We start from the raw sequence: 21021 nt of genomic DNA, 5'->3' as shown, positions 1-21021 counted from the left end.
AAAGAGCCGGTCACCGAAGTGTGAAAGATGTGACCGGCGCAGCGCCTTCGTTGAGAAGCCGTCATGCGCGGCCTATATTGGCGAACATTGAAGCGACGATTCCAGCATCTGCTGTCCGATCCGCGGACGGCACCAAGGGACAGAACATGACGACACTCAGCCCGCCGCGCCTTGCAACGCAATCGTTCACCGATCCGGAAGCGGCCTGGGCGCATATCGCGCATATCTATCATCGCAATTGCGATTTCATCCGGGGACATCTGGACGCGCTGACCCAGGGCACTGTGCCCTCCGGTCGCGTCCGTGCCTGCTATCCGCAGGTCGAGGTGCGCTCCACCAGCTATTCCAAGCACGAGAGCACCCTGCCCTATGGCTATCTGCATACGCCTGGTATTTACCGCACCACGGTGACCGCGCCGGACCTGTTCAAGGGTTATCTGCAGGAGCAGTTCGCGGTCATTCTCAAAAATCATGGCGGCGTGATCGAGGTGGGCGAGTCCGATACGCCCATTCCGCTGCATTTCGCGCTGGGACCACATGACCATCTCGATGGCAAGGCGATCAATGCCATGGATGTGCCGCTGCGCGACCTGTTCGACGCGCCGGACCTGGGCAATACCGACGACGAGATTGCCAATGGCACCTATGTGCCGCCGCGTGGCGGGCCCTATCCGCTTTCGGCTTTTACCGCGCCGCGCGTCGATTATTCGCTGTTCCGGCTGGCCCATTACACCGGCACCGATGCCGAGCATTTCCAGAACTTCGTGATCTTCACGAACTATCAGTTCTATATCGATGAGTTCTGCCGGCTGGCGAAGGGCTGGATGGCCGAAAAGCATCCGCATTATCAGCGCTTTATCGAGCCGGGCAATGTCGCGACCGACAATATGCTGACCGGCGGCGGGGTCACCGGCAATCCGCCGCCGCGCACGCCGCAAATGCCGGCCTATCACCTGGTGGGCGACCGGGGCCGTGGCATTACCATGATCAATATCGGCGTGGGACCTTCCAACGCCAAGACGATTACCGATCATATCGCGGTGCTTAGGCCGCATGCCTGGATCATGCTGGGCCATTGTGCGGGCCTCAGGAACAGCCAGGAACTGGGCGACTACGTGCTCGCCCATGCCTATGTGCGCGAGGACCATGTGCTCGATGCCGACCTGCCGCTCTCCGTGCCCATTCCGGCGCTCGCCGAGGTGCAAGTGGCGCTTGAGCAGGCGGTGGAAGAGATCACCCAGACCGAGGGACTGGAAACCAAGAAGATCATGCGCACCGGCACGGTCGCCACCTTCGACAACCGCAATTGGGAGCTTCGTGACCAAGTGGAGATCACGCGGCGCCTCAGCCAGTCGCGTGCTGTCGCACTGGATATGGAGAGCGCGACCATTGCTGCCAATGGTTTCCGCTTCCGCGTGCCCTATGGGACGTTGCTATGCGTCTCAGACAAACCCCTGCATGGTGAGCTGAAGCTGCCGGGCATGGCGTCGGACTTCTATCGCACCCAGGTCAATCGGCACCTGCAGATCGGGCTTCGGGCGATGGAAATCCTGCGGGATCAGCCGGCGGAACGGCTGCATTCGCGCAAGCTCAGGAGCTTTGCCGAGACGGCGTTCCAGTAGAGGCCGGATCCCGGCATTGAGCCGGAATCCGAAGCGAACCGATCAGTCCCGCTCGAGCAGAGCCTTCCAGATGAGCGCCCCCAGAGCCGCGCCGGCCAATGGCGCGACAATGAAGAGCCACACCTGGCCCAAGGCCCCGTTCTGGGCAAAAATGGCGGCCGCAATCGAGCGCGCTGGATTGACCGAGGTATTGCTGACCGGGATCGAGATCAGGTGGATCAGCGTCAGGCCCAAGCCGATGGCGATTGGCGCGAAGCCGACCGGTGCATTGCCATGGGTGGAGCCCAGAATGATCATCAGGAAAAAGCCGGTCAGCACCACCTCGGCAAGCAGCACCGAAACGAGGCTGTAGCCGTGCGGCGAGAGCGTATCATAGCCGTTGGATGCGAAGCCACCCGCCTCAAAGCCCGGCATGCCCGAGGCGATGACGAACAGAACCGCCGCGCCAAGCGCACCGCCAATGAGCTGGGCGACCCAATAGGGCAGCAGGTCCTTGTATTCAACACGACCCGCAATGGCCAAACCCAGTGTAACGGCCGGGTTGAAATGCCCGCCCGAGATATGCCCCACGGCATAGGCCATGGTCAGCACCGTCAGGCCGAAGGCCAGGGCGACGCCCAGATAGCCAATGCCCAGATCGGGAATACCAGCCGCCAGCACGGCTGAGCCGCAGCCGCCAAAGACCAGCCAGAAAGTACCAAAAGCTTCGGCAGATAGACGCTTCATCATGCCCAAAGTCCCCCAAATGTTGATTCGGCACGATCAGCCTATGCCTAATATTTGGGCGCAGAAATAGAAAAAGGCCGGGCACTTGGCCCGGCCGGTCTCGTGGAACTGTCGTTGCTGACTAGCGGCCCTTGACCACCGAATAGCCGGCATATTTGGCCGAGGAGCCAAGCTGCTCTTCGATGCGGATCAGCTGGTTGTACTTGGCCAGGCGGTCCGAGCGGCTGAGCGAGCCGGTCTTGATCTGACCGCAGTTCAGGGCCACGGCGAGATCGGCAATCGTGGAATCCTCAGTTTCGCCCGAGCGGTGCGACATGACCGAGGTGTAGCCGGCGCGATGCGCGGTATCGACGGCGTTGAGGGTCTCGGAGAGCGAACCGATCTGGTTGACTTTGACCAGGATGGAATTGGCCACGCCCATCTTTATGCCCGAGACGAGGCGCTGGGTATTGGTGACGAAAAGATCGTCGCCGACGAGCTGCACCTTGGAGCCAATGGCGTCGGTCAGGGCCTTCCAGCCATCCCAATCGTCTTCGGCCATGCCGTCTTCGATGGTGATGATCGGGTAGCGGGTCACGAGGTCTTCGAGGAACTTGACGTTCTCGTCCGAGGAGAGCGACTTGCCCTCGCCCACCATCTCGTATTTGCCGTTCTTGTAATATTCGGTCGAGGCGCAATCGAGGCCGAGGAACACGTCCTCGCCCGGCTTGTAACCGGCCTTTTCGATCGAGCGCATGATGAAGCCCAGCGCGTCGTCAGCGCTTTTGAGGTTCGGCGCAAAGCCGCCTTCGTCACCCACCGCGGTGTTGTGGCCCTCGGCCGACAGGCCCTTCTTGAGGGTATGGAAGATTTCGGCACCGATACGAACGGCGTCGGCAATCGACTTGGCGCCGGCCGGCAGGATCATGAATTCCTGCATGTCGATGGGATTGTCGGCATGCTCGCCGCCATTGATGATGTTCATCATCGGCACGGGCAGGATATGGGCGTTCGGGCCGCCGATATAGCGGTAGAAGGGCAGTTCGCTCGATTCGGCGGCAGCCTTGGCCACCGCCAGCGACACGCCGAGAATGGCATTGGCGCCGAGACGACCCTTATTGGCGGTGCCATCGAGATCGATCATGGCCTGGTCGACGGCCAGTTGATCGAGAGCATCCATGCCCTGGATTTCATCGGCGATGACGGTGTTGACGTTCTCGACGGCCTGGGTCACGCCCTTGCCCATATAGAGAGCGCCACCGTCCCGCAGCTCAACTGCCTCGTGTGCGCCGGTCGACGCGCCCGAGGGCACCGCCGCGCGGCCGAAGCTGCCATCGTCCAGCACCACATCGACTTCGACGGTCGGATTGCCGCGGCTATCGAAAATCTGGCGGCCATTGACGTGGATGATTGAAGACATGCGAGCCCTTCCCGGAAAGCTTTTGGGTGTGAGTGCCTGTCTAGACGGGCCTTGTGACAGTGAAAAGAGGGGACGCGCAAAAATCGCGCATGAGGCGGCGCTAAATGGCGAGTTTGCCGTTGGCGATGAGCCAGGAGACCGATTCCTGCACCGCCGCCAGTGACGAGTAGCGCGGCGCGTAGCCAAGGAGCCGCTTGCCCTTTTCGATGCTGGTATTGGGACTGCGGGCAATATGCTCCCAGGTGGCCGCGGCGTTTTCCGGTGCTTGCATGGCCCGCCATTCCTCCCAGGAATGGAAACTGAGCGCTGGCTCCTTGCCAAACCAGCGATACATGGCCTCCGCATAGCCGCGCAAAGTCACAGCGCCAGGCGAAACGGCATGGAAGGCTTCGCCGACCGCTACGCTCCAATTGGCCATGGCCTGCATGAGCAGCACGGCAATGTCGTCGGCATGGATGTGATGGACTGTTTCCATGCCAAAATTGGGCAGGGCGAGCGTTTCGCCGCGCGCAATGGTCAGGAACGCGGCATCGTCGAAATGCCCAGCCGGATTGAGCGGCGACCAGCCCTGCCCCACAATGTGGCCAGGATGCAGGATGGTCACCGGAAAGCCATCGCGCCGCGCGAGCCCGAGCAGATAGTCTTCGATGGCCGCTTTCTGAATGCCGTATTCGCCGAATGGGCGCTTGGTCACATCTTCAGGCGTCGGCACGATCTCGGAAAAACCGTGCGTCCAGATTGTCCCGATATGCAGGAAATGCCGCACTTTGCCCTTTAGCGCTTCGGCCAATTGCTGCGCGCTATCCAGGGTGAAGCAGATATTGTCGATGACGATGTCACCCTTGAGGGCCGCAATGGCTGTACCGAACGAGCCGTTTGCTTCTTCGGCGTCGCGGTCAATCGTTACGCGTTCCACCCGATCCCAGGCGCTGTGAGCGAGATAGGGCTGGGAACTGCCCCGGGTTACCGCCACCACGTCATGGCCAGACTGGATCAGGCGCGGCACGAGATAAGTCCCGATATGGCCTGTGGCTCCGATTACGACTATGCGCGCCATATTTGACCCTCCCGGTCTGGCCTGAACGTCGCACTTGTCCTAACATGTCAGTGCGAACTGTCCAGTTCGCATATTCCGGAGGAGAGAATAGTGTCCCAACCCCTCGTCAGGCAGGTGGCGCATACCTGCATTTTTGCCCGCGATCTCGACGCTGTGGAAACTTTCTACCGCGAGGTGCTGGGCGTGCCGCCCAAATTCATCTTCATGCGCGGAGACGACAAGATCGGCTTCTATCTCGATTTCGGCGGCCGGACCTTCATTGAAGTGTTCAAAAAGGGCGAGTCCCGTTTTGCCGAGACCGACCAGATCAATCACATCTGCCTCGAGACCGAGGACCTTGATGGTCTTATCACCCATGTGCGTGATCAGGGTGTAGACATCACCGACAAGAAGCTGGGTGTCGACGGCACCTGGCAGGCCTGGATGGCGGACCCCAGCGGGGTGAAGCTCGAGATTTTCCAATATACCGATAACAGCATGCAGTTCGGGCCGGATGGCAAGGTCTGCCAGGTGAATTGGTAGGCTAGCCATCGCCACAGATACATGGCGTCCTCGGACTTGATCCGAGGGCCTGCCGCAACAAACAGATAGCCGACGAAGGCCCTCGGGTCATGCCCGAGGGCGGCCCGGTGATGTTCCTGATATCGCGAGCAAAGAGAGAAGGTGTCACCTACTCGTCCCGCCTATGCCCCTCGATATGCTTTTCGGCACGGGCCTTTTCGCCTGCATCCTTGAGCTTTTCAGCCTTGGTACGCCCGAACTTGATGCGGTTGGCCTCGGCTGCCGCTTCCTTTTCGGTGCGGGCCTTGGCCTTGCGTGCTTTGGAGAGGGAGAGAATTTCGGCCATTATCGTCAGTGCCTGTGCTTGGCTTGCTGTGTTCCCGATCGGCCTAACCAGCTTGGCGATGAAACCGTGTGTAGGTTTCGAACCTTTCGACGCTTTTAAAGCCGAGGCGCAACAGTAGCGCCGCGCTCCGCTCATTGCCATGGCTTACGCCTGCAAAAACGTCTGTGGCGCGCATCTCATCAAAGGCGAACCGTAGCAACCGTCCGACCGCGAACGTCGCCAGACCTCGCCCGATCACAGCTTCGGACAGCCAATAGCCGATGCTATATTTAGCTGGTTGGACGCCAACCAGATCGGCGCGACCGATGAGGACGTCTTCAAGGAGCACCCCAAAGCGCCAATGCCGCTCTGGCGACAGCGCAAACTCTTCCGACAAAGCATCTGTTTGCGCAACGACCAGTTCGGCAAAGTCACCGTGGGCCGTCAGATGCGAGCGATTCTTCTGTACCAGTTCGTAGACGGCAAAAGCATCGTCAGGGGTCAGGCGCCTCAGCAGCAGGCCCGGCCTGTTGGTGGAGAGGATCAGCGGACCAGTCATCGAATGCTCGCTCTGACCCTCATCGCATCAAACCAACCGGCTCTGCTCCATGGCAGCCGAAATAAAGCTCGTGAACAGCGGGTGCGGCTCGAACGGCTTCGACTTCAATTCGGGGTGGAACTGCACGCCAATGAACCAGGGGTGGTCGGTGCGTTCGACGATTTCGGGCAGCGTGCCATCGGGCGAAACACCGGAGAACAAGAGGCCATTGGCTTCCAGGCGCTTGCGGTAATCCATATTCACCTCATAGCGGTGGCGATGGCGCTCGGAAATGCGGGTTGAGCCGTAGATGTCAGCAACGCGGGAGCCGCGTGTAAGCTGGGCCGGATAGGCGCCAAGGCGCAAGGTGCCGCCCAGATCGCCTTCGGCGGAACGGGCTTCCTTTTCGTTGCCCTTCACCCATTCGGTCATCATGCCGACAATGGGTTCCTTGGTGGGGCCGAATTCAGTCGATGAGGCATTCTTGATGCCGGCGGTGTTCCGCGCGGCCTCGATACAGGCCATTTGCATGCCAAAGCAGATGCCGAAATAGGGCACGTCCTTGACGCGGGCAAAACGTGCCGCCTCGATCTTGCCGGCCGAACCGCGCTCGCCAAAGCCACCGGGCACCAGAATGCCGTGGACGTGCTCAAGATAAGGCGCAGGGTCGTCGCGCTCGAAGACTTCCGAGTCGATCCATTGCAGGTTGACTTTGACCTTATTGGCAATGCCGCCATGGGTCAGCGCCTCGCTGAGCGACTTATAGGCGTCCTTGAGGCCGGTATATTTGCCCACAATAGCGATATTCACTTCGCCTTCGGGGTTGTGATAGCGGCGCGAGACCTCCTCCCAGGCCGACATATCGGGCTCGGGTGCGTCGGTGATATTGAAAGCTGCGAGAATTTCGCGGTCGAGGCCCTCATTGTGATAGGCCACCGGCACGTCATAGATCGAGCCGACATCGAGGCCCTGAATGACGGCGGTTTCGCGCACATTGCAGAAGAGGCTGAGCTTTTTCTTCTCGCCCTCGGGAATGGGGCGATCGCAGCGCACCAGCAAGACGTCCGGCGCAATACCGATCGAGCGCAGTTCCTTAACCGAGTGCTGGGTCGGCTTGGTCTTCAATTCGCCGGCCGAGGGAATATAGGGCATCAGGGTCAGATGCAGATAGGCCGCGTGGTTGCGCGGCAATTCATTGCCGAGCTGCCGGATGGCCTCGAAAAATGGCAGGCCTTCAATATCGCCGACCGTGCCGCCGATCTCGACCAGCACGAAATCGTAGTCCTCATTGCCTTCGAGCACGAATGCCTTGATCGCATCCGTCACATGCGGGATCACCTGCACCGTGGCGCCGAGGAATTCGCCCTTGCGTTCTTTGGCCAGGAGGTCGGAATAGATTCGCCCCGAGGTGACATTGTCGCGCTTGTTGGCGGACCGGCCGGTGAAGCGCTCATAGTGACCCAGATCGAGGTCAGTCTCGGCACCGTCATCGGTGACGAAAACCTCGCCATGCTGGGTCGGCGACATCGTGCCGGGATCGACATTGAGATAGGGGTCGAGCTTGCGCAGGCGGACCTTATAGCCGCGTGCCTGCAATACGGCGCCAAGCGCCGCCGAAGCCAGACCTTTGCCAAGGGAGGAAACCACGCCTCCGGTGATGAATACGTACCGAGCCATGGGCGATCACCATAAGCACATCAAACTTGATTCGCAGAGCGGAATTCCGCTCTACACAAAAAGAAAGAAGGGGATGTCGCCATCCCCTTTTTTCACGGACGCCTTGCGGCGGATCAGTTGCCCGCAGGCACTGCGGGCGTTTCGTTCTGCGGCGTGGCCGGTTCGGTTTCCGTCGTCTGGGGAACCGGGAGGTCACTCTGGGACGCGTCGGACGGCGCCGAAGTGTCGGTCGAGGTGGCCGGGGCGTCAGTCGTATCCGCCGGCAATGGCAAGTCGGACGTGTCGTCGCCCTGCAGGGCATTCAGCGCGTCCAGAACCGTACTGGGCTGCTCGCCATCAACGCCCGATGCCGCATTGTCCAGAATGCTGGACGTGCCACGATCAAGCTCGTTGAGAATGGTCAGGCCGATTGCCGAGGCAAAAAACAGCGCTGCCAGGATTGCCGTGGTTCGCGTCAGCAGATTGGCCGAGCCCCGCGCCGTCATCATGCCGCCGCCACCGCCCCCACCGATGCCAAGCGCGCCCCCTTCGGAGCGCTGGATCAGGATGACGACAATCAGCGCCAGCACGATCAGCAAATAGGCGACGAGCAGTACGTTGGCCATGAATCTCTTGTCTTTACGTCAGTCCGGACGTGCCAATATGGCCCGCCCGGGTTGGAAAGGATGCGGGGTCATACACCCCCCGAACGCCAAATGCCAGCCGCTTGCAGCGCTTTTTCGCCGCAAGCGGATTGCCGCCCGGTTGCTCTATACGGCGGAGATAATCGTATAGAAGTCCTTTGCCAAGAGGCTTGCGCCACCGACGAGCCCGCCATTGACATTGCCGACGCCCAGAATTTCGCGGGCGTTCTGCGGCTTGAGCGAACCGCCATAAAGAATACGGATGCTTTCGCCCTTGCTGAGGCCGAAGCGATCCACCAGCCGGGCGCGGATGGCATTATGCATTTCTTCTATCTCATCCAGGGTCGGCGTCCGCCCGGTGCCGATGGCCCAGACCGGCTCATAGGCCACCACGACTTCGTGCTGTTCGGCCGCGTCGGGGATGGAGGCAGCCAATTGGGCGGAAACCACTGATTCTGCTTCGGCCGCGTCGCGCTGCGCCTCGGTCTCCCCGACACAAATAATGGGTTTGAGCCCCGAGCCGATGGCCGCCTCGGCCTTGGCCCGTACCACCTCATTGGTTTCGCCATGATTTGACCGGCGCTCGGAATGACCGACAATCACATATTGCGCGCCGGCATCGGCCAGCATGCTGGCGGAAATATCGCCGGTATGGGCGCCGTGGGATTCCTGGTGGCAATCCTGCCCACCGGCAATGATGCCGCTGGACGCCCCTTGGGCGGCCACTGCAGCCAGCAGCGTTGCGGGTGGGCATACCACCACAAGGGCGCGCGGCGCCTCTCCGGTGGTCAGGAGACGGGCAAGCTCGCTCAGCTCATCCAGAGAATGGGTGAGCCCATTCATCTTCCAGTTTCCGGCGATCAGCGGTGAAATGGTCGACAATCTTGCTACTCCTGCCTCTTGCGCCGGAGAGGGCTTTGCCCTAACCCCGGCTGTCGTATTTGTCTTACTAGTCCCACCCCGGCCTTAGGGTAAAGGGTTGGACCCGAAACTGGAACGCTTCAAATGCTCGATGGTTTGCGTGATTTTGCAAAATCCTGGCCGGGAAAAATTCTCGGGGCGTTCCTGCTTGTCGGTGTCGCCGGCTTCGGCATCAATAATGTAATTGTCGATCTGGGCAGCAATACCGTGGCCCGTGTCGGTAATGAGGAAATCAATTCCCGCGAATTCCTGCGCGCCTATCAGGCCCAGGCCGGCCGCATCGCCCAGCAGATGGGTTCGATGCCGACTGCCAGCCAGGCCGAAGCCATGGGCATTCCCACGGCCGTCCTCCTTGGCCTGTCCGAAGGGGCGGCGCTGGACACGCTTTCGGAACAATTTGGTCTTGGCGTGTCCGAGGCCAAATTGGCCGAGTTGCTGCGCGAAGATCCTTCCTTCCATGGCACTTTGGGCACTTTTGAGCCGGCACTGTTCTCGCAGGTGCTGCAGAGCGCGGGCTGGACCGAGGCCGAATATTTCGAGGCCCGCAGCGATGAAGCCCGCCGCGACCAGCTCACAACGGCGCTGTTCGCCGATACCGACATGCCCGAAGTGGCCCGCAAGCTGATCAGCGACTATGCCACGGCCACCCGAACCATCGACTATATCGTTCTGAGTGATACCAGCGTCGAAACGCCAGCCGCGCCCACCGCGGAGGAGCTTGCGGCCTATCTTTCTGAGCATCAGTCCGAGTTCCGGACCGTCGAGACGCGCAAGGTCAAGCTGCTCGATCTCTCGCTGCCCTCGCTCGCCGCGACCAAGGAGATCGCCGAGGACGCCATTGTGGCCGAATATGAGGCCACCAGGGCCTCGCTGACGACGCCGGAGCGTCGGACAGTCGAACAGGTCTCGCTGAACACGTCTGAATTGCAGGCCCAGTTCGAGGCCGGCCTTGCCGCCGGCACCGATTTCGGTACCCTGATCGCCGATGCCGGGCTGACGCCGTCGAGCCTGGGTACACTCACCCAGGCCGAGATCACCGATGCCCGGCTGGCCGAGGCAGCCTTCGCCCTGCCCGAGGACGGCTATGCCATTATCGAGGGCATTGGCGGCCAGCGCGCCGTGCATGTGGTGGAGATCGAGGCGGCGCGCGAACCGACGCTGGAAGAAGCGCGCGATGACATTGTCCAGCGCCTCGCCCAGGCCGAGGCGCGCACCGAAATCAACGATGTGCTGGACCAGATCGAAGAGCTGCGAGCGGCGTTCCAGCCCATCGAGCAGATTGCCGAGCGCTTTGGCCTGCCGGTCTATGAAGCAGACGTCACCGCTGGCGGAGCGCAGCTTTCGGTCCTGCCGAATTTGGCGGCGGAAGATTATTCCCGCGTGGCGCAGGCGATTTTTGCAGCGGAACAGGACCGGCTCATCCCCGCCATTCCGCTTTCGGGCAATGCTCATCTCTGGTTCGATCTCGAGGAGGTCGTGCCGGCGCGTGACCAGACGCTGGACGAAGTCCGCGCCGAGGTCGAGACAGCCATTACCCAGGAGCGGGTGAACGATGCGCTGATTGCCAAGGGCGAAGAGATCGTTGCGCGGCTTGAAGCCGGCGAGGCCCTGGCCGATATCGGTTTTGAGCTCAACGCCTTCCCGCAGCTCAGTGCGCCCTTTACCCGCTTCGGCTCGGAGGACGGATTGATCGACAGCACTGTCGCCGCCGCCGCCTTTGCCGGCGGACAGGATCATGCCGGTGCCGTCGTCAATGAAAGCGGCGAACAGGTGGTGTTTCAGGTTGTCGACGATGCCGCGCCGAGCACCCCGCTCGAGTCGGTGGCCCTGGAAAGCCTTAATGCGGAAAGCCGTGCGGGCCTGACCTCGGAATTTGTTGCGGCCGTCCGCGACGATGCCGGCCTCAGGATCAACCAGCAGGCCCTCAACCAGCTTCTCGTACAAAATTACGGCCAGTAACGGCACAACCCCGCAACGGAACCAGACCAAATGGGCGACGACTATTCCAAGACCTTTGCCGCGCAATACGATGCCGGAAAGTCTGGGCTCGTCTGGCGTCGCATCGTGGCGGATCTGGAAACACCGGTCGGGACCTATCTCAAGCTGGCGGCCGGCCGCACTCATTCCTTCCTGCTCGAAAGCGTGCAGGATGGCACCACGCGGGGCCGCTATTCCATGATCGGCCTCCTGCCCGACCTCATCCTCAAGGTCGAGGACGGCAAGGCGTCCATCAACCGTTTGGCCCAAACTGCGCCCGATGCCTTCGAGCCCATGGACGACATGCCGCTCGACGCCTTGCGCAAGCTCGTGGCGGAAAGCCAGATCGACATGCCGGCCGGCTTGCCGCCGCAGTCGGCCGGCATTTACGGCTATCTCGGCTATGAGATGGTCCGCTATATGGAAGTGCTGCCCAACGCCAATCCGGACGATCTCAAGACGCCCGAAGCGGTGTTGATGCGCCCATCCCTGCTGGCCATTTTTGACACCGTCAAGGACGAGCTCTACCTCACCGCGCCGATCTATGTGCGTGAGGGGGTTACGGCCGCGCAAGCCCTGGCGGCGGCGGAAGACCGGATCAACGACGCCATTGCCCGTCTCACACGGGCGACGCCCGCCACGGACGCCCTGCCCGATCTCGAGTCCATCGCGGTTACCAGCAATACCTCGAAAGAGGAATATGGGCAGATGGTCGCGCGGGCCAAGGACTACATCACTGCCGGCGATATCTTCCAGGTCGTCCTCAGCCAGCGCTTTTCGGCCGATTTTACTCTGCCGCCGACGGCGCTCTACCGGGCGCTCAGACGCACCAATCCCAGCCCCTATATGTATTTCTTTGATTTCGGCAGCTTTGCCTTTGCCGGATCGAGCCCGGAAATCCTGGTACGGGTGCAAAATGGCGAAGTCACAATTCGTCCCATTGCCGGCACCCGCAAGCGTGGCGCCACTCCGGCCCGCGACAAGGAGCTGGCGGACGAACTGCTCTCTGACCCCAAGGAATTGGCCGAGCATCTGATGCTGCTCGATCTCGGGCGCAATGATGTGGGCCGGGTCGCCAGGATCGGTACCGTCAAGGTGACCGACAAGTTCTTCCTCGAATATTATTCCCACGTCATGCACATCGTCTCCAACGTCGTTGGCGAGCTCGACCCGCAATATGACTTTGTCGATGCGCTTTCGGCCGGCTTCCCCGCCGGCACGGTGTCGGGCGCACCCAAAGTGCGGGCCATGGAAATCATCGATGAGCTCGAAAAGTCGCGCCGCGGCATCTATGGCGGCTGCGTCGGCTATTTCGGCGCCGACGGCACGATGGATACCTGCATCGTCCTGCGCACCGGCATCGTCAAGGACGGCAAGCTTTATGTGCAGTCAGGCGCCGGCATCGTGGCTGACAGCCAGCCCGAACTCGAGCAGCTCGAATGCGAGAACAAGGCCCGCGCCCTTTTCAGCGCTGCCGAGGAAGCGCTACGCTATGCCGGTGAAGCGGGAGTGGGACAGTGAACGCGGCCGCGCCCTCGTGGTTCGAGGCTTTGCTGCCAAAGCACCTCACCATGAGGTCTATAAGGATTCGTGGGAGGACCTCATGGTGAGGTGCGAACGCAGTGAGCCTCGAACCACGAGGTCCGGCGCTCATAGTGCTCCAACAGGTTCAGATGTGGCTGCGGCCCGATGGCGAGGCTGGTTCTGAAACAGGGATTACCGCTTTCGCGGGAATGACCTGGTCGGTTAGAAACAGCCCATTGAGGACAAAGACATGACCAAGACCCTCGTCATCGATAATTACGACAGCTTTACCTACAACCTCGTCCATTTCCTCGGCGAACTGGGCGCAGATATCACCGTCAGGCGTAACGACAAGATTACGCTTGAGGAGATCGCCGCCATGGCGCCGGAGGCTATTGTGTTGTCGCCCGGCCCCTGCACGCCCAGCGAAGCCGGTATCTGCCTGGCGGTTGTCGACCGCTTCAAAGCCTCAATTCCCATGCTGGGTGTGTGCCTCGGCCACCAGGCCATGGGCCAGGCCCTCGGGGGCGAGGTCGTGCGGGCGCCGAACCTGGTCCACGGCAAGACCAGCAAGATCAATCATACCGGCAAGGGCCTGTTCCGCGGCCTCAATTCGGGGTTCGAGGCGACGCGCTATCACTCGCTACTCGTCAAGGCCGACACTTTGCCCGATGAGCTGGAAGTGACCGCCACCACTGACGATGGCCTGATCATGGGCATGCAGCACCGGACCCTGCCGCTGCATGGCGTCCAGTTTCACCCCGAAAGCATTGCGTCGGAAAACGGCCACGCCCTATTGCAGAACTTTCTCAACATTGCCCGCGACTTCAACGGAAAGAAGGCTGCGTGATGGATATCAAGCAAGCTCTCAACAAGATTGCGGAGCGCAAGGACCTGACCGGCGAAGAGATGCGTAGTGTCATGCGCATCATCATGGGGGGCGAAGCCACGCCGGCCCAGATCGGCGCCTTCCTGATGGGCATGCGCATCAAGGGCGAGACGGTCGGCGAGATAGCTGCGGCCGTGTCGATCTTGCGCGAAACCATGGTGCCTGTCGTCGCGCCGGACGATGCCATCGACATTGTCGGCACCGGCGGCGATGGCGGCGGCAGCCTCAATATTTCGACGAGCACGGCATTGGTGGTGGCGGCCGCGGGCGTGCCAGTGGCCAAGCACGGCAACAAGGCACTCTCGTCGCGCTCCGGCGCATCGCAGGTCTTGGAGGCGCTCGGCGTCAAGCTCGACCTGACCCCCGAGCAGATCAGCAAGACGATTGCCGAAGCCGGAATCGGTTTCATGTTCGCGCCCAATCACCATCCGGCCATGCGCCATGTCGGCCCGGCCCGCGCCGAAATGGGTGTGCGCACGCTGTTTAACCTTTTGGGTCCGCAGTCCAATCCTGCCGGTGTGCGGCGCTACCTGCTGGGCGTCTATGCGCAGGAATGGGTCGAACCTGTCGCCTCCGCACTCCTCGCCAATCGCGCCATCAAGGCCTGGGTGGTTCACTCCAGCGAAGGTTTGGACGAGCTTTCCACATCGGGGCCCAATTTCGTGGCGCAGATTGCGGGCGGGGACCTGCGCAGCTTTGAACTGCATCCCGAACAGGTCGGGTTGAAGCAGACCGATCCGAAGGACCTGCTGGGGGGTGAGCCAAGCGAAAATGCGGCGGCGATGATGGCCCTCTTCGATGGCGCTCCGGGCGCTTATCGCGATACGGTCCTGCTCAACGCCGGTGCCGCGCTGCTGGTTGCCGACAAGGTGGAAACCATTGAGGATGGTATTGCCCTGGCCCGGCAAACCATTGATAGCGGCAAGGCCAGGGAAACCCTGGCGCGCCTTGTCGCGGTATCGAACGGACAAGCCCAATGAGCGACATTCTCAAGCAGATAGAAGCCTATAAGCGCGAGGAAATCGCGGCCGCCAAGAGCATGCGCCCCTGGGCGGAGGTGGTTGCCGAAGCGCATGACCAGCCCGCGCCGCGGGGTTTCCTCAAGGCCATCAAGGCCAAGCGTGCCCAGGGCGACTACGCCCTGATCGCGGAGGTGAAGAAGGCCAGCCCCTCAAAGGGACTGATCCGGGCCGACTTCAATCCGGCCGAAATTGCCCGCGCCTATGAGCTGGCGGGCGCGGCCTGTCTCTCGGTGCTCACCGATCGTCCGAGTTTTCAGGGCTCACCGAGCTATCTGATCGAGGCGAGAGCCGCGACACGCCTGCCGGTCCTGCGCAAGGACTTCCTGTTCGAAACCTATCAGGTGGCCGAGGCTCGCTCCTGGGGCGCCGACTGCATTCTGGTCATCCTGGCTGCCGTGGGCGATGACGTGGCGCGCTACCTGCTCGATGCCGCCGAGGAGTGGGGCATGGACGCGCTGGTGGAAGTGCATGACCAGCTTGAACTCGACCGTGCATTGGCGCTGGGAGCGAAATTCATCGGTGTCAACAATCGCAACCTGCGCACCTTCGAAACCACGCTGGAAACCACGGTCAATCTGGCCGCCGGCGTGCCGTCTGATGTGCTGCTGGTCAGCGAAAGCGGCATTGTTACCCATGAGCATGTCAAAATGCTCGATGAGCGTTGCAATGTCGGCACATTCCTTGTGGGCGAGAGCTTGATGCGCCAGGACGATGTCGTCGCGGCCACCCGAGCGCTCCTCATGGGCGCGCCGGAAACGGTGCGCTGATGAGCAAGGGGCTCACCCATCTCAACGAAAAGGGCGAGGCCCATATTGTTGATATTGGTGACAAGGCGGTTACGCGACGCCGCGCCGTGGCGCAGGCCATATTGAGCGGCGAGGCCGGGACCATTGCCGCCATTCTTGGTGGTGGCCTCAAAAAAGGCGACGCGCTGGCCGTGGCCCGCATTGCCGGCATCATGGCCGCCAAGAAAACTGCCGAATTGATCCCGCTTTGCCATCCGATCCCGCTGACCAAGGTCAGCGTCGATATCGAGGCCGACAGCGAGACCAGCATCCGCATTCGGGCGGCCGCCGAGACGACCGGCCAGACCGGGGTAGAGATGGAGGCGTTGACCGCCGCTTCGACTGCCGCCCTAACGCTCTATGACATGGCCAAGGCCATCGACCGGGCCATGGTCATCTCCGATCTCTGCCTTGTCGAAAAATCCGGCGGCAAGTCCGGCGACTTTGTGCGGACGCCATGAGCCTCTTGCCGGTCGACGAGGCCTTGAAGGCCATTCTGGCGCGAGTGCCTGCCCCCGCCGGTGAAATCGTCACATTGAGCGCGGCCGCTGGGCGGGTCCTTTACGCCCCCGTCATTGCCGATCACGACCAGCCCCCTTTCGACGCCAGCGCCATGGACGGCTATGCCATGAGGGCAGCGGACGTTGCGGAGGATATTTGGCTCGACGTCATCGGTACGTCACAGGCCGGCGCCGGTTTTCCGGGATCGGTCGGCCACAGACAGGCTGTCCGCATTTTCACCGGTGCGCCGGTTCCGCCGGGCGCGGATACGGTCATCATGCAGGAAGAAGCCGTCCGGGAAGGCGAAAAGGTCCGGTTCACGGCCCCTGCCCGGCTTGGTCACAGCATTCGTCCGAAGGGTAACGATTTTGCGACGGGTCAGGTGCTGATTGGCCCAGGAACATGCCTGACGCCGATGCAGATCGCTGTCGCTGCGGCGGCCAACAAAGCTGAACTCGTGGCGGCCAGGCGGCCGCGCATCGCGCTGATGGCGACTGGCGACGAACTGGTCTTGCCCGGCAACCCGCTCGGCCCGGACCAGATCGTGGCCTCCAACAGTTTTGGCCTCACCGCCATGCTGGCGCCCTATGCCAGCACCATCCGCGATCATGGCATCATTCCGGACGACGCAGCGTCTTTGCGCGAACGGCTGTCGAAAGCCTTTGCGGAAGAGCCCGATGTCCTGATTACGACGGGTGGCGCTTCGGTGGGCGAGCATGATCTCGTCCAGGATGTGCTCAAGGAGCTGGGCGTTACCCTCGACTTCTGGCGCATCAATATGCGGCCGGGCAAGCCGCTGATGTTCGGTACGAGCGGCAAAACTCTGGTCTTCGGCCTGCCCGGCAATCCGGTTTCGGCCATGGTGACCGCCCTTGTCTTCATAAAGCCTGCCCTGCGCGCCTGGCTTGGCGCACCGGCCCCCCTGACCTGGCATTTGCCGTTGGCCGCCGCCACACCCCCGAATACGGCCCGCCGCCACTTCATGCGCGCCCGGCTGCTGCAGAGAGAGTACGGTCCCATGGCGGAACCCATCAGCCAGACCGATAGTGGACACACATCGTCTCTTGCGGCCGCGGACCTCCTGATCGTGCAGCCCGAGCTGGATCCCGGGCGACCGGCCGGCGCCCTGGTCGAGGCCCTCCCCATCGACGCCTTCTGATTCCTGTCAGTTTGTTCAGAACCCCTTCATTAACGGGGTCCTGGCCTCCGGCCGGAGCTATTGCAGAACATAAATGGAACATGTATGGTCGTTCCGTCTATGTTCCGATTCTGGGGTTGTGGGGCCAATGCTGACACGCAAACAACACGAGCTGCTGATGTTCATCCACGAAAGGATGAAGGAGAGCGGCATTCCCCCGAGCTTTGACGAGATGAAGGATGCCCTTGATCTCGCATCGAAATCTGGCATCCACCGGCTGATCACGGCGCTTGAAGAGCGCGGCTTCATCCGCCGCCTGCCCAACCGGGCCCGGGCGCTGGAAGTGGTCAAGCTCCCAGATTCCATGAACCCGTCGCTGGGTGGGCGCAAGGCACGCTTCGAGCCCTCCGTTATAGAGGGCAATCTGGGCAAGGTCGCCTCGCCGCCCCGAAATAACCCTGGTGGATCAGACGATTACGCCCGTCCAGTATCCATTCCGGTCATGGGCCGCATCGCGGCCGGTACACCCATCGAGGCCATTCAGACCCACTCCCATACGATCGCTGTGCCACCCGAGATGCTGGGCGCCGGCGAGCACTATGCCCTTGAAGTGCGTGGTGATTCCATGATCGAGGCCGGCATTTTCGATGGCGATACCGTGCTCATCAAGAAGCAGGAACATGCGTCAACCGGCGAGATCATTGTCGCATTGGTCGATGACGAAGAAGCGACCCTAAAGCGCCTACGCCGCAAGGGCGATACGGTGGCGCTGGAAGCCGCCAATCCGGCCTATGAAACCCGCATTTTCCCGCCGGACCGGGTCAAGGTGCAGGGCCGGCTTGTGGGCCTGATGCGGAAGTATTGAGATGGGTTTCACCTCGCCACAGGCCGCAATGGCCTTCTATGGCGAGGTGATCAACGAGCATCGCTTCGATGCCCTGCTGCCGATGCTGTCGAAGGACGTCGTGTTCTGGTTCAGTTCAGGGTCGCATTGCGGTGTTGATGCGGCGCGTCGGGCCTTTGAGAAGACCTGGCGGCGCATTGCCGATGAATTCTACTGGATTGAAGACCTTAGCTGGCTCTGCCAGGGCGATGGCTCGGCGGCCTGTCTATATCGGTTCGGCTGGCGCGGCCTTGTTGACGGGAAGCTGACGCAGGGCGGCGGACGAGGCACGAGCGTTTTGCGGCTGGAGCCTGATGGCTGGAAGGTCGTGCATGAGCATCTGAGCGCCGAGCCCGTCGATGCTGGTTGAAAAGGTTTGCCCCTATGTGCTGAGAGGGCCGAGGGACAGTCTCGAGATATTGGCTTTCAAACACCCGCTGGCTGGCTGTCAGCTCGTCAAGGGGACGCTTGAGCCAGGCGAGCGCGTAGTAGACGGCGCGCTTCGGGAACTGGCTGAAGAGGCCGGTTTGGTTGGCACCGTTGGAAGCGGCGTGAGTTGGTCGAGCCTGAATATTGCGGATGGGCAGCTCTGGCATTTCGTGCCGGTCGATGTGCCGCCCCAGCCCGATCACTTCGCGTTTTTCTGCGCCGACGACGGCGGACATCGCTTCGCTTTTCGCTGGTGGCCGCTGAGGGATGGTCCTGGTCCGGATTGGCACGAGATCTATAGGCGCGCGCTCAATGAGATCCGTGCCCGCCAGCCATGAGAAAAGGTCCGCCAAGGCGGCGGACCTTTGGTAGTTTCGTGCGGGGCACCTATAGCATTTTACATTCAGATTGACGCCCCGCTATCGCCCCTCCCCTCAAGGCGACGGGCCCGATAGTTCGCTCGCGGTGAATTAACCTAGTGATTGTCGCGCGGCACGCCCTCAGTCTGGGCAATACGCTGGTATTTCTCGGCCGGTTTGAGGATGGCGCCATCGCCCAACTGGCCCACGAGCCCGCGCTGGATTTCCTGCCAGGGCGTCTGGTGCCTGGGGAATTTGTAGCCGCCATCGGCCTCGAGCGCAGCGCGGCGGCTCGCGATTTCCTCATTGGAGATCAGGATATTCGCTTCGCCCTTGTTGAGATCGATGCGCACCCGGTCGCCCGTCTTGAGAATAGCGAGATTGCCTCCGGCGGCGGCTTCGGGGGACGCGTTGAGAATCGAGGGCGAGCCCGATGTGCCGGACTGACGACCGTCGCCAATGCAAGCGAGCGAGGAAACACCCTTCTTGATGAGATAAGCAGGCGGACGCATGTTCACCACTTCCGCTGCGCCCGGATAGCCTACAGGCCCAGCGCCACGCATGAACAGCAGCGTGTGCTCGTCGATGTCGAGCGCCGGGTCATCAATGCGATGGTGGTAGTCCTCGGGGCCGTCAAAGACCACCGCCTTACCCTCGAACATATTGGGATGCGCCGGATCGGACAGATATCGTTCCTTGAATTCGGGGCTGATAACGCTGGTCTTCATGATCGCATTGTCGAACAGGTTGCCGCGCAGCACCAGGAACCCGGCCTCGGCTTTGAGCGGGTCGTTGAAGTGCCGGATGACCTTGTCGTCCTCGATGACGGTGGTTCGGCAGTTTTCGCCAATGGTCTTGCCGTTTACCGTCGGCGCGTTCTCGTGGATCAGGCCCTGCGTCATCAGCTCGTTGACGACGGCCGGCACACCACCGGCGTGGTAGTAGTCTTCGCCTAGATATTCGCCGGCCGGCTGCAAATTGACCAGCAACGGGACCTTATGGCCATGTTGCTGCCATTCGTCGATCTTGAGATCGACACCAATGTGCTTGGCGATGGCGTTGATATGGATCGGCGCATTGGTCGAGCCGCCAATTGCCGAATTGACGACGATGGCGTTGAGGAAATTCTCCTTGGTCAGGATGTCCGAGGGCTTGAGATCCTCATGCACCATTTCCACGGCGCGCTTGCCGGTACGATAGGCCATTTCCTGGCGGTCGCGGTAGGGCGCGGGAATGGCCGCTGAGCCCGGCAATTGCATGCCCAGGGCCTCGGCCAGCGAATTCATCGTCGAAGCTGTGCCCATGGTGTTGCAATAGCCCGTGGACGGTGCCGAGGACGCAACGAGCTCAATGAATTTGGGATAGTCGATTTCCCCGGCCGCCAGCATCTGCCTAGCCTTCCAGACAATGGTGCCCGAACCGGTGCGCTCGCCCTTGTGCCAGCCGTTAAGCATGGGACCAACGGAAAGCGCGATAGCCGGAATATTGACCGTGGCGGCACCCATCAGCATGGCGGGGGTAGTCTTGTCGCAGCCAATGGTCAGCACCACGCCGTCGAGCGGATAGCCATAAAGCACCTCGACAAGTCCGAGATAGGCCAAGTTGCGATCAAGACCGGCAGTGGGCCGCTTGCCCGTTTCCTGGATCGGATGCACCGGAAATTCAATGGCGATGCCGCCGGCCTCGCGAATGCCTTCGCGCACCCGCTCGGCCAGCACCATATGGTGGCGATTGCAAGGGCTGAGATCGGAACCGGTCTGAGCGATGCCAATGATCGGCTTACCAGACTGCAGTTCCTCGCGCGACACACCATAATTCATATAGCGCTCAAGATAGAGCGCGGTCATGTCGGGATTGTCGGGATTGTCAAACCACGCGCGCGAACGGAGCTTGCGGCCGCCGGTGGCGCCATTGTCTGCAGTCATCTTGCCTGTTCCTTGCTAGTCCGCCGGGACGCGGATGTGAGGGCCTTGGTGAGATCGTTCTATCACGCGAATGCGCGCTGTGAATGGGGTCGACGCAAAAAATCATACAAATCGGCCAGGACTTGTCCTAGAAGGTCGAAATCCGGCCGCCAGACGTGCTGATGCCAAGCGCGTGACAATGGTGCATATGGTTCGCTATT

Annotated in this window: 21 protein-coding genes; 12 read left to right on the top strand and 9 right to left on the bottom strand. The window is 61.4% G+C overall.

Annotation, left to right across the window (positions count from 1 at the left end; genetic code table 11):
* Positions 1–146: 146 nt before the first annotated feature.
* Positions 147–1622 carry an AMP nucleosidase gene (locus tag V8Z65_RS07995; protein WP_338723646.1) on the top strand — a complete coding sequence of 492 codons (1476 nt, stop codon included), beginning with the start codon at positions 147–149 and terminating at the stop codon, positions 1620–1622.
* 42 nt (positions 1623–1664) lie between these two features.
* On the opposite strand, the gene aqpZ is transcribed toward V8Z65_RS07995, so the two are convergent.
* From aqpZ to V8Z65_RS07980, 3 genes are all read right to left on the bottom strand, one after another.
* A complete protein-coding gene (gene aqpZ / locus V8Z65_RS07990) occupies positions 1665–2351 on the bottom strand; it encodes an aquaporin Z (RefSeq protein ID WP_338723645.1) in 687 nt (228 codons plus the stop codon).
* A 118-nt stretch (positions 2352–2469) separates the two neighbouring features.
* Positions 2470–3747, bottom strand: coding sequence for a phosphopyruvate hydratase (gene eno / locus V8Z65_RS07985; protein WP_338723643.1), 1278 nt, complete (start codon positions 3745–3747; stop codon positions 2470–2472).
* Positions 3748–3847: 100 nt separating this feature from the next.
* Complete coding sequence (locus tag V8Z65_RS07980; RefSeq protein WP_338723642.1) at positions 3848–4804, bottom strand: NAD-dependent epimerase/dehydratase family protein; 957 nt, start codon at positions 4802–4804, stop codon at positions 3848–3850.
* 90 nt (positions 4805–4894) lie between these two features.
* On the opposite strand from V8Z65_RS07980, the gene V8Z65_RS07975 reads away from it, so the two are divergent.
* Entirely contained in the window at positions 4895–5326 is a 432-nt protein-coding gene (locus tag V8Z65_RS07975; protein ID WP_338723641.1) for a VOC family protein, read from the top strand.
* Between the two features lie 148 nt (positions 5327–5474).
* Here V8Z65_RS07975 and V8Z65_RS07970 read toward each other — a convergent pair whose 3' ends face one another.
* The 5 genes from V8Z65_RS07970 to tpiA all read right to left on the bottom strand — a co-directional run bounded on the left by V8Z65_RS07970 (position 5475) and on the right by tpiA (position 9350).
* Positions 5475–5651 (bottom strand): DUF4169 family protein, encoded by a 177-nt coding sequence (locus tag V8Z65_RS07970; RefSeq protein WP_338723640.1) that lies wholly within the window; start codon positions 5649–5651, stop codon positions 5475–5477.
* Between the two features lie 43 nt (positions 5652–5694).
* Positions 5695–6189 carry a GNAT family N-acetyltransferase gene (locus V8Z65_RS07965; RefSeq protein WP_338723639.1) on the bottom strand — a complete coding sequence of 165 codons (495 nt, stop codon included), beginning with the start codon at positions 6187–6189 and terminating at the stop codon, positions 5695–5697.
* 27 nt (positions 6190–6216) lie between these two features.
* On the bottom strand, positions 6217–7845 hold the full coding sequence (locus tag V8Z65_RS07960; protein WP_338723638.1) for a CTP synthase: 1629 nt from the start codon (positions 7843–7845) through the stop codon (positions 6217–6219).
* 113 nt (positions 7846–7958) lie between these two features.
* Positions 7959–8450, bottom strand: a complete 492-nt coding sequence (secG, locus tag V8Z65_RS07955) for a preprotein translocase subunit SecG (RefSeq protein ID WP_338723637.1) — start codon at positions 8448–8450, stop codon at positions 7959–7961.
* A gap of 144 nt (positions 8451–8594) precedes the next feature.
* The gene (gene tpiA / locus V8Z65_RS07950; protein WP_338723636.1) at positions 8595–9350 is read right to left on the bottom strand and encodes a triose-phosphate isomerase; all 756 of its coding nucleotides are present in this window, start codon (positions 9348–9350) and stop codon (positions 8595–8597) included.
* A gap of 123 nt (positions 9351–9473) precedes the next feature.
* On the opposite strand from tpiA, the gene V8Z65_RS07945 reads away from it, so the two are divergent.
* From V8Z65_RS07945 to V8Z65_RS07900, 10 genes are all read left to right on the top strand, one after another.
* On the top strand, positions 9474–11348 hold the full coding sequence (locus V8Z65_RS07945; RefSeq protein WP_338723635.1) for a SurA N-terminal domain-containing protein: 1875 nt from the start codon (positions 9474–9476) through the stop codon (positions 11346–11348).
* A 30-nt stretch (positions 11349–11378) separates the two neighbouring features.
* Complete coding sequence (gene trpE / locus V8Z65_RS07940) at positions 11379–12887, top strand: anthranilate synthase component I (protein ID WP_338723634.1); 1509 nt, start codon at positions 11379–11381, stop codon at positions 12885–12887.
* 253 nt (positions 12888–13140) lie between these two features.
* Positions 13141–13740 (top strand): aminodeoxychorismate/anthranilate synthase component II, encoded by a 600-nt coding sequence (locus V8Z65_RS07935; protein WP_338723633.1) that lies wholly within the window; start codon positions 13141–13143, stop codon positions 13738–13740.
* Positions 13740–14759, top strand: coding sequence for an anthranilate phosphoribosyltransferase (gene trpD, locus V8Z65_RS07930; protein WP_338723631.1), 1020 nt, complete (start codon positions 13740–13742; stop codon positions 14757–14759). The genes V8Z65_RS07935 and trpD overlap by 1 nt, the downstream gene beginning before the upstream one ends.
* Positions 14756–15568 carry an indole-3-glycerol phosphate synthase TrpC gene (gene trpC / locus V8Z65_RS07925; protein ID WP_338723630.1) on the top strand — a complete coding sequence of 271 codons (813 nt, stop codon included), beginning with the start codon at positions 14756–14758 and terminating at the stop codon, positions 15566–15568. The genes trpD and trpC overlap by 4 nt, the downstream gene beginning before the upstream one ends.
* Positions 15568–16047 carry a cyclic pyranopterin monophosphate synthase MoaC gene (moaC, locus tag V8Z65_RS07920; protein WP_338723628.1) on the top strand — a complete coding sequence of 160 codons (480 nt, stop codon included), beginning with the start codon at positions 15568–15570 and terminating at the stop codon, positions 16045–16047. Before trpC ends, moaC begins: the two co-directional genes overlap by 1 nt.
* A complete protein-coding gene (gene glp / locus V8Z65_RS07915; protein WP_338723626.1) occupies positions 16044–17246 on the top strand; it encodes a gephyrin-like molybdotransferase Glp in 1203 nt (400 codons plus the stop codon). Before moaC ends, glp begins: the two co-directional genes overlap by 4 nt.
* A 127-nt stretch (positions 17247–17373) precedes the next feature.
* Positions 17374–18090 (top strand): transcriptional repressor LexA, encoded by a 717-nt coding sequence (gene lexA / locus V8Z65_RS07910; protein ID WP_338723625.1) that lies wholly within the window; start codon positions 17374–17376, stop codon positions 18088–18090.
* A 1-nt stretch (position 18091) separates the two neighbouring features.
* On the top strand, positions 18092–18478 hold the full coding sequence (locus tag V8Z65_RS07905; protein WP_338723624.1) for a nuclear transport factor 2 family protein: 387 nt from the start codon (positions 18092–18094) through the stop codon (positions 18476–18478).
* A complete protein-coding gene (locus tag V8Z65_RS07900; RefSeq protein ID WP_338723623.1) occupies positions 18468–18875 on the top strand; it encodes an NUDIX domain-containing protein in 408 nt (135 codons plus the stop codon). Before V8Z65_RS07905 ends, V8Z65_RS07900 begins: the two co-directional genes overlap by 11 nt.
* Before the next feature lie 137 nt (positions 18876–19012).
* Here the strand turns inward: V8Z65_RS07900 and V8Z65_RS07895 are convergent, their stop codons facing one another.
* Entirely contained in the window at positions 19013–20821 is a 1809-nt protein-coding gene (locus V8Z65_RS07895) for an IlvD/Edd family dehydratase (RefSeq protein ID WP_338723622.1), read from the bottom strand.
* Between the last annotated feature and the right edge of the window lie 200 nt (positions 20822–21021).

It is taken from the genome of Devosia sp. XK-2 (assembly GCF_037113415.1).
Taxonomy (GTDB): Bacteria; Pseudomonadota; Alphaproteobacteria; order Rhizobiales; family Devosiaceae; genus Devosia.
The sequence above is the reverse complement of the archived record's forward strand: the minus strand, read 5'-3'. Positions and strand labels throughout refer to the sequence as shown.

What these genes read in the sequence shown, in the direction of transcription:
- V8Z65_RS07995 (WP_338723646.1), top strand. Translation starts at nt 147, where the DNA reads ATGACGACACTCAGCCCGCCGCGCCTTGCAACGCAATCGTTCACCGAT.
- aqpZ (WP_338723645.1), bottom strand. Translation starts at nt 2,351, where the DNA reads ATGATGAAGCGTCTATCTGCCGAAGCTTTTGGTACTTTCTGGCTGGTC.
- eno (WP_338723643.1), bottom strand. Translation starts at nt 3,747, where the DNA reads ATGTCTTCAATCATCCACGTCAATGGCCGCCAGATTTTCGATAGCCGC.
- V8Z65_RS07980 (WP_338723642.1), bottom strand. Translation starts at nt 4,804, where the DNA reads ATGGCGCGCATAGTCGTAATCGGAGCCACAGGCCATATCGGGACTTAT.
- V8Z65_RS07970 (WP_338723640.1), bottom strand. Translation starts at nt 5,651, where the DNA reads ATGGCCGAAATTCTCTCCCTCTCCAAAGCACGCAAGGCCAAGGCCCGC.
- V8Z65_RS07965 (WP_338723639.1), bottom strand. Translation starts at nt 6,189, where the DNA reads ATGACTGGTCCGCTGATCCTCTCCACCAACAGGCCGGGCCTGCTGCTG.
- V8Z65_RS07960 (WP_338723638.1), bottom strand. Translation starts at nt 7,845, where the DNA reads ATGGCTCGGTACGTATTCATCACCGGAGGCGTGGTTTCCTCCCTTGGC.
- secG (WP_338723637.1), bottom strand. Translation starts at nt 8,450, where the DNA reads ATGGCCAACGTACTGCTCGTCGCCTATTTGCTGATCGTGCTGGCGCTG.
- V8Z65_RS07945 (WP_338723635.1), top strand. Translation starts at nt 9,474, where the DNA reads ATGCTCGATGGTTTGCGTGATTTTGCAAAATCCTGGCCGGGAAAAATT.
- trpE (WP_338723634.1), top strand. Translation starts at nt 11,379, where the DNA reads ATGGGCGACGACTATTCCAAGACCTTTGCCGCGCAATACGATGCCGGA.
- V8Z65_RS07935 (WP_338723633.1), top strand. Translation starts at nt 13,141, where the DNA reads ATGACCAAGACCCTCGTCATCGATAATTACGACAGCTTTACCTACAAC.
- trpD (WP_338723631.1), top strand. Translation starts at nt 13,740, where the DNA reads ATGGATATCAAGCAAGCTCTCAACAAGATTGCGGAGCGCAAGGACCTG.
- trpC (WP_338723630.1), top strand. Translation starts at nt 14,756, where the DNA reads ATGAGCGACATTCTCAAGCAGATAGAAGCCTATAAGCGCGAGGAAATC.
- moaC (WP_338723628.1), top strand. Translation starts at nt 15,568, where the DNA reads ATGAGCAAGGGGCTCACCCATCTCAACGAAAAGGGCGAGGCCCATATT.
- glp (WP_338723626.1), top strand. Translation starts at nt 16,044, where the DNA reads ATGAGCCTCTTGCCGGTCGACGAGGCCTTGAAGGCCATTCTGGCGCGA.
- lexA (WP_338723625.1), top strand. Translation starts at nt 17,374, where the DNA reads ATGCTGACACGCAAACAACACGAGCTGCTGATGTTCATCCACGAAAGG.
- V8Z65_RS07905 (WP_338723624.1), top strand. Translation starts at nt 18,092, where the DNA reads ATGGGTTTCACCTCGCCACAGGCCGCAATGGCCTTCTATGGCGAGGTG.
- V8Z65_RS07900 (WP_338723623.1), top strand. Translation starts at nt 18,468, where the DNA reads ATGCTGGTTGAAAAGGTTTGCCCCTATGTGCTGAGAGGGCCGAGGGAC.
- V8Z65_RS07895 (WP_338723622.1), bottom strand. Translation starts at nt 20,821, where the DNA reads ATGACTGCAGACAATGGCGCCACCGGCGGCCGCAAGCTCCGTTCGCGC.